The sequence below is a fragment of the Streptomyces sp. NPDC019890 genome (assembly GCF_044903445.1).
GTDB lineage: Bacteria > Actinomycetota > Actinomycetes > Streptomycetales > Streptomycetaceae > Streptomyces.
Genome location: NZ_JBJDQK010000002.1, coordinates 346644 through 359438, shown reverse-complemented (window position 1 = coordinate 359438; position 12795 = coordinate 346644). Strand labels below are relative to the sequence as shown.

At 70.6% G+C, this 12795-nt stretch carries 13 protein-coding genes; 12 read left to right on the top strand and 1 reads right to left on the bottom strand.

Annotation, left to right across the window (positions count from 1 at the left end; all coding sequences use genetic code 11):
• Positions 1-112: 112 nt before the first annotated feature.
• From ACI2LP_RS06075 to ACI2LP_RS06050, 6 genes are all read left to right on the top strand, one after another.
• Positions 113-1417 (top strand): glucarate dehydratase family protein, encoded by a 1305-nt coding sequence (locus ACI2LP_RS06075; RefSeq protein WP_404723352.1) that lies wholly within the window; start codon positions 113-115, stop codon positions 1415-1417.
• 101 nt (positions 1418-1518) lie between these two features.
• Positions 1519-2628 (top strand): carbohydrate kinase family protein, encoded by a 1110-nt coding sequence (locus ACI2LP_RS06070; protein WP_404723351.1) that lies wholly within the window; start codon positions 1519-1521, stop codon positions 2626-2628.
• A gap of 126 nt (positions 2629-2754) precedes the next feature.
• Positions 2755-3804 carry a PhoH family protein gene (locus ACI2LP_RS06065; protein ID WP_404723350.1) on the top strand — a complete coding sequence of 350 codons (1050 nt, stop codon included), beginning with the start codon at positions 2755-2757 and terminating at the stop codon, positions 3802-3804.
• Positions 3805-3816: 12 nt separating this feature from the next.
• Positions 3817-4314 carry an rRNA maturation RNase YbeY gene (gene ybeY / locus ACI2LP_RS06060; RefSeq protein WP_404723349.1) on the top strand — a complete coding sequence of 166 codons (498 nt, stop codon included), beginning with the start codon at positions 3817-3819 and terminating at the stop codon, positions 4312-4314.
• Positions 4311-5603, top strand: a complete 1293-nt coding sequence (locus ACI2LP_RS06055; RefSeq protein WP_404723348.1) for a hemolysin family protein — start codon at positions 4311-4313, stop codon at positions 5601-5603. The genes ybeY and ACI2LP_RS06055 overlap by 4 nt, the downstream gene beginning before the upstream one ends.
• Positions 5600-5953, top strand: coding sequence for an MmcQ/YjbR family DNA-binding protein (locus ACI2LP_RS06050; RefSeq protein ID WP_404723347.1), 354 nt, complete (start codon positions 5600-5602; stop codon positions 5951-5953). Before ACI2LP_RS06055 ends, ACI2LP_RS06050 begins: the two co-directional genes overlap by 4 nt.
• A gap of 187 nt (positions 5954-6140) precedes the next feature.
• Here ACI2LP_RS06050 and ACI2LP_RS06045 read toward each other — a convergent pair whose 3' ends face one another.
• Positions 6141-7535, bottom strand: a complete 1395-nt coding sequence (locus tag ACI2LP_RS06045; protein WP_404723346.1) for an MFS transporter — start codon at positions 7533-7535, stop codon at positions 6141-6143.
• A gap of 117 nt (positions 7536-7652) precedes the next feature.
• Here ACI2LP_RS06045 and ACI2LP_RS06040 point away from each other — a divergent pair, with 117 nt between their 5' ends.
• From ACI2LP_RS06040 to ACI2LP_RS06015, 6 genes are all read left to right on the top strand, one after another.
• Positions 7653-8513 carry a helix-turn-helix transcriptional regulator gene (locus ACI2LP_RS06040; RefSeq protein WP_404723743.1) on the top strand — a complete coding sequence of 287 codons (861 nt, stop codon included), beginning with the start codon at positions 7653-7655 and terminating at the stop codon, positions 8511-8513.
• 92 nt (positions 8514-8605) lie between these two features.
• Positions 8606-9358, top strand: a complete 753-nt coding sequence (locus ACI2LP_RS06035) for a hypothetical protein (RefSeq protein WP_404723345.1) — start codon at positions 8606-8608, stop codon at positions 9356-9358.
• A 76-nt stretch (positions 9359-9434) separates the two neighbouring features.
• A complete protein-coding gene (locus tag ACI2LP_RS06030; RefSeq protein WP_404723344.1) occupies positions 9435-9788 on the top strand; it encodes a cytidine deaminase in 354 nt (117 codons plus the stop codon).
• On the top strand, positions 9788-10192 hold the full coding sequence (locus ACI2LP_RS06025) for a hypothetical protein (RefSeq protein ID WP_404723343.1): 405 nt from the start codon (positions 9788-9790) through the stop codon (positions 10190-10192). Before ACI2LP_RS06030 ends, ACI2LP_RS06025 begins: the two co-directional genes overlap by 1 nt.
• Before the next feature lie 234 nt (positions 10193-10426).
• Entirely contained in the window at positions 10427-11776 is a 1350-nt protein-coding gene (locus ACI2LP_RS06020) for a beta-xylosidase (protein ID WP_404723342.1), read from the top strand.
• Between the two features lie 67 nt (positions 11777-11843).
• Complete coding sequence (locus tag ACI2LP_RS06015; RefSeq protein WP_404723341.1) at positions 11844-12791, top strand: WxL protein peptidoglycan domain-containing protein; 948 nt, start codon at positions 11844-11846, stop codon at positions 12789-12791.
• The last annotated feature ends 4 nt before the right edge of the window (positions 12792-12795 follow it).

Here is a 12795-nt window from a genome sequence, read left to right as displayed (position 1 = left end):
AACGCCCCTGGCCCACGCTCACCACGAACCCGGTGACTTGCCATTGACGCTGACCGGTCGCGTATCTAATCTCCATTCCCATACGTGTACGCCATCCATATGGGGAGACGGCATGAGCACCGGCAACGACCTCACCATCACCGAGGTGCGGCTCACCCCGATCCTCGTCGCCGACCCCCCGCTGCTCAACACGCAGGGCGTGCACCAGCCGTACACCCCCCGGCTCGTCGTCGAGGTGGTCACCGCGGGCGGCGTCACCGGTGTCGGTGAGACCTACGGTGATGCCAAGTACCTCGACCTGGCCGCCCCGTTGGCGGAAGCGCTGACCGGCAGCCCGGTCAGCGATGTGAACGGGCTGCACCGGCTCGCGGGCCTGGTGTGCGGCGACTCCGCCGCAGCCACCGGTGCGGACGCCGTCGACGCCGGCGGTCTGCGCGGCGTGCAGACCGCCGACAAGCTGCGGCTCTCGGTCGTCTCCGGCTTCGAGGTCGCCTGCCTCGACGCGCTCGGCAAGGCCCTCGGACTGCCCGTGCACGCGCTGCTCGGCGGCAAGGTGCGGGACGCCGTCCAGTACAGCGGGTATCTCTTCTACCGGTGGGCCGAACACCCCGGCGGCGCGGGGGAGTCCGACGACTGGGGCGCGACGCTCGACCCGGCGGGGGTCGTCGCGCAGGCCCGTCGCCTCGCCCGTGACTACGGCTTCACCTCCTTCAAGCTGAAGGGCGGCGTCTTCGAGCCGGACCGGGAGATCGCGGCGGTCCGCGCACTGGCGGCGGCCTTCCCGGGGCAGCCGCTGCGGCTCGACCCCAACGGCGCCTGGTCGGTCGAGACCTCACTGAGGGTCGCCGAGGAACTGGGCGACGTCCTCGAATACCTGGAGGACCCGGCGAGCACCACGGACCGGATGGCCGCGGTCGCGGCCGGCACCGACGTACCGCTGGCCACCAACATGTGTGTGACGACCTTCGCCGAGATCCCGGAGGCCTTCGCCCGCGGGGCCGTGCAGGTCGTCCTCAGCGACCACCACTACTGGGGCGGGCTGCGCAACACCCGTGAACTGGCCGCGATCTGCCGGACGTTCGGGGTCGGCCTGTCCATGCACTCCAACACCCATCTGGGCATCAGCCTCGCCGCCATGACCCATGTCGCGTCCGTGGTACCCAATCTGGACTACGCCTGCGACAGCCACTACCCGTGGCAGACCGAGGACGTGATCACCGAGCGCCTCGAATTCAAGGACGGTCGCCTGGCCGTGAGCGACCTGCCGGGACTCGGCGTCGAACTCGACCGCAACAAGCTGGCCCGCCTGCACCGGCGCTGGCTCGACGACGACGGCACCCTGCGGGACCGGGACGACGCGGCGGCGATGCGGGTCGCCGAGCCGGGCTGGACGGCGCCGCCCGTACCCCGCTGGTAGCGACCCGCCAGGGACAGCTCCGGTTGCGAGGAGGGGCGAGATGGGGGCTCTGTCAGGCACACTGGCCTGATCTGCACCACGTACCAGGAGCGGCGGGCACGGTGACCACTCGACACGGAGAGCAACGGGACCACACTGCCGCCGGTCTGGACCCCCTTGCCGCTGTGCGCACCCCCGCCGACCCGGCCTGCGACGTCTACCTCACCGGCAACGTCTTCCTCGACATCATCTTCACCGGCCTCGACACCGCCCCCGTCCGCGGCACCGAGTCCTGGGCCCGCGGCATGGGCTCCAGCCCCGGCGGCGTCGCCAATATGGCCACCGCGCTCGCCCGGCTGGGGCTGCGGACCTCGCTCGCCGCCGCGTTCGGGGACGACCACTACGGCGAGTACTGCTGGGACGCCCTGGAACAGGGCGAGGGCATCGACCTCACCCTCTCCCGCACCGTGCCCGGCTGGCACTCGCCCGTCACCGTCTCCATGGCGTACGAGGGCGAGCGCACCATGGTCTCCCACGGCCACGAGGCCCCGCCGCCCGAGCCCGCCCCCGACTGCCCGCCGCCCGCCAGGGCCGCCGTCGCCTCCCTCACCCCCGGCCGCGCCGAGTGGATCGCCCAGGCAGCGCGCAAGGGCACCCGCGTCTTCGCGGACGTCGGCTGGGACGACACCGGCCGCTGGGACCCGGCCGACCTCGCCGATCTGGAGCACTGCGAGGCCTTCCTGCCCAACGCCGAGGAGGCGATGCGCTACACCCGCACGGACTGCCCGCGCGCCGCCGCCCACGCCCTCACCGACCGCGTACCGCTCGTCGTCGTCACCCTCGGTGCGGAGGGCGCGTACGCCGTGGACGGCGCGACCGGCGAGAGTGCACAGGTCCCGGCCATCGAGGTGGAGGCGCTCGACCCGACGGGCGCCGGTGATGTCTTCGTGGCCGGGTTCGTCACCGGCACCCTCGCCCGCTGGCCGCTCGCCGACCGCACCGCCTTCGCCGGGCTGACCGCGGCCCTGTCGGTGCAGGAATTCGGCGGATCGCTCTCCGCCCCCGGCTGGTCCGAGGTCGGGGCCTGGTGGCAGCAGGTCCAGGGCTTCGCCGACCAGGACCCGGCGGCCCTGCGCCGGTACGCCTTCCTCGCGGCCCTGCTGCCCGCGCAGGCCCGGCCCTGGCCCCTGCGCAGAGCCGTCCCGACCATCGGCTTCGGCCGCTCCGCGTAGTTCCGCGGGGGCCCGCCGGAAAAGCCCTCGGCCTTGTCAGTGTCAAGTCGTACGCTGGTGTTCCAGAGGTTGTCGAGCAGCGAGAACCCTGCAACGGGAGGTATGTGCAGGCCACAGAGCCGGCCCATGACTCAGACACCTAACGCCCAGACCCGCCCCCTACGCCCCGGGGGCGTGGGGGGACCCCCAGCGCCCGGGGAGGCGCGAGCCCAGTTCACCGTCCCCGCCAAGCATCCGATGGTGACTGTCCTGGGTTCGGGTGACGCCCTGCTGCGCGTGATCGAAAAGGCCTTCCCGGCGGCCGACATCCATGTCCGGGGCAATCAGGTGAGCGCGGTCGGCGACGCGGCGGAAGTCGCACTGATCCAGCGCCTGTTCGACGAGATGATGCTGGTGCTCCGCACCGGTCAGCCGATGACGGAGGACGCAGTGGAACGCTCGATCGCCATGCTCAAGGCGAGCGAGAACGGCAACGGAGCGGACGAGACCCCGGCCGAGGTGCTCACCCAGAACATCCTCTCCAGCCGCGGCCGCACCATCCGCCCCAAGACCCTCAACCAGAAGCGGTACGTCGACGCGATCGACAAGCACACGGTCGTGTTCGGCATCGGCCCCGCCGGTACCGGCAAGACGTATCTCGCCATGGCCAAGGCGGTCCAGGCCCTGCAGTCCAAGCAGGTCACCCGGATCATCCTGACCAGGCCCGCCGTCGAGGCGGGCGAGCGGCTGGGCTTCCTGCCCGGCACGCTCTACGAGAAGATCGACCCGTATCTGCGGCCGCTCTACGACGCGCTGCACGACATGCTCGACCCCGACTCGATCCCGCGGCTGATGGCGGCGGGCACGATCGAGGTCGCGCCGCTGGCGTACATGCGAGGACGGACGCTGAACGACGCGTTCATCATCCTCGACGAGGCGCAGAACACGAATCCCGAACAGATGAAGATGTTCCTGACGAGGCTCGGCTTCGACTCGAAGATCGTCATCACGGGTGACGTCACCCAGGTCGACCTGCCCAATGGCACCAAGAGCGGTCTGCGCCAGGTCCGGGACATCCTGGACGGCGTGCAGGACGTGCACTTCTCGTTGCTCACCTCGCAGGATGTCGTACGGCACAAGCTCGTCGGCCGTATCGTCGACGCGTACGAGAAGTACGACAGCCAAAACGGGAAGTAGTCACAGCGCACCATGTCGATCGACGTCAACAACGAGTCCGGAACCGAGGTCGACGAGCAGGCGATCCTCGATGTCGCCCGCTACGCGCTCGCGCGGATGCGTATCCACCCGCTCTCCGAGCTCTCGGTGATCGTCGTGGACGCCGAGGCCATGGAGCAGCTGCACATCCAGTGGATGGACCTTTCCGGTCCGACGGATGTCATGTCCTTCCCGATGGACGAGCTGCGCCCGCCGGTCAAGGACGACGAGGAGCCCCCGCAGGGGCTCCTCGGTGACATCGTGCTCTGCCCCGAAGTCGCCAAGAAGCAGGGCGAAGAGGCGCCGACGCAGCACTCCATGGACGAGGAGCTCCAGCTCCTGACGGTCCATGGAGTGCTGCATCTGCTCGGTTACGACCACGAGGAGCCGGACGAGAAGGCCGAGATGTTCGGTCTGCAGGCGGCGATCGTGGACGGCTGGCGGGCGGAGAAGGGCCTGAGCGGTCCGTCCCCGGCGCCGACCGTCTCATGACCGGTCAACTGATCTTCGGCGCGATTCTGCTGGTCGTCGTCGCCTGGCTGGCTGCGTGCGCGGAGGCCGGCCTCGCCCGCGTCTCGAGCTTTCGCGCCGCCGAGGCCGTACGCAACGGGCGGCGCGGCTCCGCGAAGCTGGCGCAGGTCGCCGCCGACCCGACCCGCTATCTCAATGTCGCCCTGCTGGTGCGAGTGTCCTGCGAGATGGCGGCGGGGGTGCTGGTCACCTACGTCTGCCTGGAGGAGTTCACCGAGACCTGGCAGGCGCTGCTCGTCGCGATCGGTGTGATGGTGCTCGTCTCCTATGTCGCGGTCGGCGTCTCACCACGCACGATCGGCCGCCAGCATCCGCTGAACACGGCGACGGCCGCGGCCTACGTCCTGCTGCCGCTCGCCAGGATCATGGGCCCGATTCCGCAGCTGCTGATCCTGCTGGGCAACGCGTTCACCCCCGGAAAGGGCTTCCGCAAGGGCCCGTTCGCGAGCGAGGCCGAGCTGCGGGCGATGGTGGACCTGGCCGAGCAGGAGTCCCTGATCGAGGACGACGAGCGGCGAATGGTGCACTCCGTCTTCGAGCTCGGCGACACACTCGTACGCGAAGTGATGGTGCCGCGGACCGATCTGGTCTGTATCGAGCGCTACAAGACGATCCGGCAGGCGCTGACGCTCGCGCTGCGCTCGGGCTTCTCGCGGATCCCCGTCACCGGGGAGAACGAGGACGACATCGTGGGTGTGGTCTACCTCAAGGACCTGGTGCGCAAGACGCACATCAACCGCGAGTCGGAGTCGGACCTGGTGTCGACGGCGATGCGGCCGGCGGTGTTCGTGCCGGACACCAAGAACGCCGGGGACCTGCTGCGCGAGATGCAGCAGAAGCGCAACCATGTCGCGGTCGTCATCGACGAGTACGGCGGGACGGCGGGCATCGTCACGATCGAGGACATCCTGGAGGAGATCGTCGGCGAGATCACGGACGAGTACGACCGTGAACTGCCGCCGGTCGAGGAACTCGGCAACGGGCGCTTCCGGGTCACCGCCCGGCTCGACATCGGGGACCTCGGCGAGCTCTACGGCCTCGACGAACTGGACGACGAGGACGTGGAGACGGTCGGCGGCCTGCTGGCGAAGGCACTCGGCCGCGTCCCGATCGCGGGCGCGTCCGCGGTGGTGGACCTGCCGGACGGGCGTGCGCTGCGCCTGACCGCCGAGTCCCCGGCCGGCCGCCGGAACAAGATCGTCACGGTGCTGGCGGAGCCGGTGCGGCCGGAAGGGGACGCGGCGGCGTGAAGGCACAGGAACTGAGGGCGTTCTGCCTCGAATTCAACGCGGCGGTGGAGGAGTTTCCGTTCGGGCCGGAGACATCGGTGTTCAAGGTCCACGGCAAGCTTTTTGCGCTCGGCGCGCTGGATGCGGAGCCGCTGAAGGTGAACCTGAAGTGTGAGCCGGAGATTGCGGTGCGGCTGCGGGGGGAGTACGCGGCGATTGTGCCGGGCTGGCACATGAACAAGCGGCACTGGAACACGGTGACGGTGGGGGAGCTGCCGGACCGGATGGTCCGTGAGCTGATCGAGGACTCCTACGACTTGGTGGTGGCGGGCCTCCCGAGGGCGGACCGGCTCCGCCTGGACCGGGGGTAGGGCGGCCGCCTGCGGCGGGGCTTGAATTGTGCGGCTGGGCCGCACAATCAAGCCCGTCCGGCGATTGAGGACACGCGGCCGAAGGTCGCGTTCGGGGGTCTGGGGGCGCAGCCCCCGCAGTCCGGGGTCCGGGGCAGATCCCCGGTTACGGGAAGGGGCGGGGTGGGGAAAAGCCCCGCCGCAGGAGTTACCCCCGCGCCCTCCGCAGGCCCACCCCCACCAGCACCGCCGCCCCCACCACTATCGCCGCGTCGACCCCCAGCACCATCCGCACGCCGTCGAACAGTGACCCCTGCGTCGTCGCCAGCACCCCCAGCAGCGGGATGCCGATCGTGATCCCCACCTGCTGCGTCGTCGTGACCAGACCCGTCGCCAGGCCCTGTTCCTCGTCCGGGACGCCCGACGTCACCGTCAGTCCGTACGAGATGATCGCGCCCAGATGGCACATGCTCGCCAGCGACACCGCGGCCGTCGCGAGCAGCGCGCCCGACTCCGTGCCGAGGCCCAGCAGTGCCGCCACGAACAGGCCCTGGCCGAGCAGGGAGTAGACCAGGGTGCGCCGGGCACCGAGGCGGCCGATGACCTTCGGGGCGTACGTACCGGCGACGGCTGAGAGCACGCCCTGGACGCCGAAGACCAGACCCGTCCGGAACGCCGAGAGCTCCAGGGTCTCCTGGAGATACAGGGTGAGGACGAAGACGACGGTGCTCATCATCGAGAAGGTGACCAGGCCGCCCAGATTGCCCCAGGCCACCGTCCGCCGCCGCAGCATCGGAAGTGAGACCAGCGGCGCGGCCGACCGGGATTCGACCACCCCGAAGGCGATCAGCAGCGCGACGCCCGCGACCAGCGTGACCTGGACGTCCGCGCCGCCGAAGCCATGCTGGGCCGCCGTGGACAGGGCGTAGATCAGCGCGAGCAGACCGCCGGTGACGGTGATCGCGCCGGGCACGTCGAGCCGCGGCCGGTCCGGCGTACGGGACTCGGGCAGCAGCCCCGGCGCCAGCGGCAGGACGATCAGCGTGAACAGGGCCAGCAGACCCATCGTGGAGCGCCAGCCCAGCAGGTCGGTCATCACGCCGCCCAGCACCATGCCGACGGTGAAGCCGAGCGACAGCAGTGTGCCGCTGATGCCCAACGCCCGGTCCCGCTGCGGGCCTTCGGGGAAGGTGGTGGTCAGCAGGGCCATGCCGGTCGGCACGATGACCGCTGCGCCGAGGCCCTGCAACGCCCGCCCGGCCAGGAACGCCGCCGGGTTCCAGGCGAGCGCCGCAAGGACCGACGCGGCGCCGAAGAGGGCGAGCCCGGTCAGGAAGAGCCTGCGCCGCCCGTACAGATCGGCGATCCGGCCGAACAGCAGCAGAAAGCCGCCGGAGGGCAGCGCGAAGGCCGTTACCGCCCACTGCAGGGCGGACTGACTGAGCCCCAGGTCCCTGCCGAGATCGGGCAGCGCCACATTCAGTACGGAGAAGTCGAGGGCGACCATGAACTGCGCGGCGCACAGCACGAAGAGGATCAGCCGCGCGCGGCCTGCGAGCTTCGGCGGAGCCGAGGGAGTGGGGACAGAGGTGTCGATTGCCATGGTCAACACCTTCGGTCTCCAGGAATAGCCGTGGGGAGCGGGAACTTATCCTGTTGGTCGGACCACCAGGCAGACGGACAGGGGGAGTACGTGGCCGCGTCGGCCGAGCACGATGTGATGAAGGCGCACCGCCTCGGTGAGTTGCGCGAGTTCCTGATGAGCAGGCGAGCCAGGATCAGCCCGGCCGAGGCGGGCCTCCCGGACGGCGGGGCCCGCCGTCGTACGCCCGGACTGCGCCGGGAGGAGGTCGCCGTCCTCGCGGGCGTCGGCGTCTCCTGGTACCAGTGGCTCGAGCAGGGGCGGGACATCACCGTCTCGCCGCAGGTCCTCGACTCGGTGGGCCGTGTGCTGCGGCTGAGCAGCACCGAGCGCCGCCATCTCTATGTACTCGCCGGGCTCAACCCGCCCGCGCCCGAGGTCGATCCGGGCGACGCCGACATGTGCGCCGGGCTGCGCAGGCTGATCGACACCTGGATGCCGTACCCCGCGCACATCATGGACCGCTACTGGAACACGATCATGTACAACGACGCGGCCGGGATGATCCTCGGTATGCGTCCCGGCCTCGTCCAGAACTGTTTGATCGCCTTCTTCACCGACCCCATCTACCGTGCACGGGCGACGAGTTGGGAGCAGAACGCGCCGTATGTCGTCGCGCAGTTCCGCGCCGCCTGCTCGGAGTGCCCGGACGACGAGGGCTTCCAGGCGGTGGTCGAGGAGGCGAAGGCGGTCAGCGACGAGTTCACCGGGCTGTGGGAGCGGCGCGACATCGCCCCCGGCGGCCAGGTCCGCAAAGAGATCGAGCACCCGCTGGTCGGCACGCTCTTCGTGGAATCGACCCAGCTGCGGGTCCCGGCCCGCCCCGACCTCGCGATCGTGATGCACACGGCGCTGCCCGAGGCGGACACGGCGCGGAAGCTTCAGTGGCTGGCGAGCCCGGAGGGGCGCCGCGGCTCCATGTATCCCGTGGCGGGCTGACCTGGCCGTATGTGTATTCTCTGCCCGTCACCGGGGAGGGGGGAACCGACGCTCCCCACGCGAATCCACAGATTCAGGGGAGAAAAAACCTTATGCGTACCCGTATGCGCGGCGTGGCCGCCGCCCTCACCGTCTCCGCCCTCTGCCTCACCGCGGTGGCCTGCGAGGGATCCTCCGACGACAAGAAGCCCGCCAAGACGGAAGCGGGCAAGCCGGAAGCTGGCAAGCCGGAGGCGGGCAAGACGGAGCCGACCACGTCGGAGGCGCCGGCCGTCACGCCGCTGACCGCCGCGCAGATGAAGGCCGCGACCCTTGAGGCCAAGGACCTGCCGCCCGGCTGGAAGGCCAGCAAGGCCGAGCCCTCGAAGGACGACCCGAAGGCCGACAAGCCCGAGTGCCAGCCGATCGCCGGGGTCCTGGCGGACAAGATCGCCGGGGCGACGATCGGCGGGGACATGGAGTTCGAGCGCGGCGGGGGCGACAGCTCGCTCGCCCAGCAGGTCTTCACCTTCCCGGGCACCGGCGCCGCCGACTACCTCAAGCCGATCTCCACAGCCCTCGGCGCCTGCACCGGCTTCTCCTTCGAGATGGAGGGCATGAAGGCCGACGTCAAGCTCGCAAAGCTCACGGCGCCGCAGGCCGGCGAGGAGGCTCTTGCCTTCCGGTTCAAGATGGCGTTCCCGGAGATGGCCGGCTTCAAGATCGAGATGAACCTGCTGGTGGCCCGCCAGGGCACCGGTGTGACCCGGCTCGCCCACGTGCCGGCCAATGCCTCGGGCCACAAGGACTTCGACGGACTTGCCAAGCTGGCGGGCGACAAGTTCACCAAGGCGGCGCAGGGCTGACCTCGGCCGTACGGCGAGGGTCTCCGCTCCGGGGCCCTCGCCGTTCCCGTCCGAGCTCTCGATCTATGCTCAAGCCATGACGCAGAGCACCGACCTCGGCCCCGAGGACCGCAAGATCATCACGCTGGCGCGCAGCGCCCGGGCCCGCAACGGTGTGCCCGAGGGTGCCGCCGTACGGGACGAGACCGGACGTACCTACGTCGCCGGGACCGTGGACCTCGACTCGCTCAAGCTCAGCGCCCTGCAGACCGCCGTCGCCATGGCCGTCGCCAGCGGAGCGAAGTCCCTGGAGGCTGCGGCCGTCGTCTCCGAGGCCGAAGCCGCCTCCGACGCGGACCGCGCGGCCGTACGCGACCTGGGCGGGCCCGCGACCCCGGTGCTGCTCGCCGGGCCCGACGGGGAGCTCAAGGCCTCGGTGGCGGCGGGCTGATGCCCCTCGCCTCGACGGGAGCGCGACGCCGGCGGCTGTTCGCCTGGGTCGCGCTGGCGGGCTCCGGCACCGTCGGGGTCGGCAACGTCGTCGAGGGTGTCATCACGGGCGGGGTGGACGCCCTCGATGTCTGGCCCTTCGCCGTGGCCGGCTTCGCCGTCGGCGAGCTGCTGACGGGCCATGGACGCGAGCGCGCGGCGCGGACCGCGCAGGCGGTCGCGAGCGTGCTGCTGGCGGTGGTCGGTCTGTGGACGGGCGGTGCCGCGGTACGGACCCTGGCGCTCGGCCGCGGCGCCGATTGGCTCGATCTTGCGGTCGGTGTGCTCGGCACGCTCTACGTGGCTGTCGCGGCGGCGCTCATCGCGGACCGGTTCCGGGGGCGCCGGACCCCCGCGGGCGTCTGAGGCCACGGCCCGGTCCGCCCACTTGGCGGCCCCTGCGCGGTAGCGCCTCATGACAGCACCGCTGTGACAGGAATCGGCGTCACCAGTCCGGTGGCGCCGATTCCCCTTCCGGCCCCCGGGAACGCGGATCTTGACAGTATCTGATGGGTCATCAGACGGTGCATTTCGATTCCATTGACTTCTTTCGGCCATCACACGTCAATGGCCCCCGGCATTCCTCAGAAGGGGGCAATCATGGCTACAGCCACCCAAAGATCCACACCCCGAAGATCCGCCGGCCGAAGGCGGCGCTGGACCGCCGCGCTGGGGGCGGTCGCTCTTGTCGCCGGCACGGCAGCGCTCGCCGGGCCCGCGCACGCACTCGCCTCGGCGCCGGTGGACTTCGCGACCCACTGCGTACCGCCGCCCATCGCCGGCATCCCGCCCATCGACGGCACCACGACCGCCCAGATCACCGTCGACAACGCCGCCCCCAAGGTCGGCGACACCGTCACGGTCACCTACACCGTCACCAAGCCCGCCGCCAGCAACCCCGTCGACATCGCACTCCCGGCCGACATCATGACGCCCAGCGGCAAGGTCACCCTCGGCGGTGCCCAGCCCGGCAGCGTCACGGTCACCGGACCCAAGAAGAACCCGCCGGTCCCCGGCAAGGGCGCGTTCCCGTCGTTCTCGATGACCGGCACCTTCACGGTCACCGCGCCCGGCTCGATCACGCTCTCGCCCGGCGACTACAACATCCACACCAGCTACATCATGGAGCTGGACACCCCTTGCACAGTGACCAATCCGCCGGCGCCCGTCTCCGAGACGGTCGTCGCGACGGACCAGCCAGGGGCGAATGAGCGCTCCATCCAACTGGCCACGGCCTCCGGCAAGCCCGGCGACCAGGTCACCGTCACCGGCGCCAAGTTCACTCCGCTCGCCGACATCACGGTCGTCGGACGCGCCGGAGCGGCCGAGACCGCCGACAGGACGACCGTCAAGGCCGACGCCGCGGGCGGCTTCACGTCCGGTCTGAAGGTCAACGACAAGGCGACCACCGGCATCGTCGCGTACGAAGGCGCCGCCTGGTCCCCGGACAAGGGCGCGGGTCCGGCGGCGTACACCGTCATCGACGACACCCCGCTGCCCGCGAACAGTCAGAAGCTCAACTCCTCAGTCGCGGCCGGAACGTTGTCCATGTCCCAGGCCGGGGACACCGTCGACCTCTCGGCGGTCGACTTCGGCACGGGCGGGGCATCCACCGGCGATCTGAAGACGGTGACGGTCAAGGACTTCCGCGGCGGCCCCGCGGGCTGGTCCCTGACCGGCAAGGTCACCGACTTCACGGGCCCCGGCGGGAAGATCGACGCCGGCAAGCTCGGCTGGACGCCGGCCTGCACCACCAAGCAGGGCAGCCCGAGCACCTGCGTGGCCGGCTCGGCGGGATCCGTCGGCACAGCCGGTGCGACCCTGGCCTCCACCCCCAACGGGGCGCTCACCGGAGGTGAGTTCACCCTCAACGCGAAGGTCACGCTGAACGTCCCGGCGTACACCGCCCCCGGCGCGTACTCCGGCGTGCTGACCCTCACGCTCACCTGACACACAACACGAACGGCGGGCCGGGCGCGCACCCGGTCGGCCCGCTTCGTCCCTGGGGGTGTGCACCATGCGCAAGCTGTACGTGATCCTGCTGGGTCTCATCGCTGTGTTGTGCGCCGCCCCGGCCGCGCACGCCGCCGACAACGGCAACTGGTCCGTCTACCCCGCCGCTTCCGAGCTGGGCCGGCGGCCGTACTTCTATCTCTCCGCCGATCCCGGCACCACCCTCACCGACCGGGTGACGGTCACCAACAAGACCGCGGCCCCGCTGACCTTCCGGCTGTACGCAGCCGATGCGTACAACACCGCGCGGGACGGCGGCTTCGCCGTTCGCACGCTGAAGGAGAAACAGCGCGGGGTGGGCGCGTGGGCCAAGCCCGACCGCGACCGCGTCACCGTTCCGGCGAACGGCTCGGTCACCGTCCCGTACACCCTCACCGTCCCCGAGGGGGCCGAGCCCGGCGACCACCCCGGCGCCCTGGTCGCCCTCGACGAGCGCATCGGCGCGGCGACCGGCTCGGTCGCCGTCGGCATCCAGCAGGCCGTCGGCGCGCGCGTCTATCTGCGGGTGGGCGGCCCCACCGTGCCCGCGCTCTCCGTCGAGGACGTCGAACTCACCCATGAGCAGCCCCTGGTGCCGGGTCTGGGCGAGAGCAGCGCGCTGATCTCGTACACGCTCTACAACCGCGGCAATGTGACCCTCAACCCCAAGGTCGCTCTCAAGGCCGAGGGCCTGTTCGGACGCGATCTGCTGAGCCGCGAGCTGACGAAGGTCCCCTCCGAGCTGCTGCCGCGCCAGAAGATCCGCCTCACTGAACGCTGGTCGGACGCGCCCCAGCTCGAATGGGGCGAAGTGCAGCTCACCGCCACCGCGCGGGACGTGCACGAGTCGGCGGGAGTCTCTTTCTTCGCGCTGCCGTGGCTGGTCGCGCTGCTGCTGGCGGCGGGCGCGACGGGTGCGGCGGTGTGGGCCCGGGTGCGGCGTGGGCGGGCGCGCGTCAACGAGGGCGTCTGACATC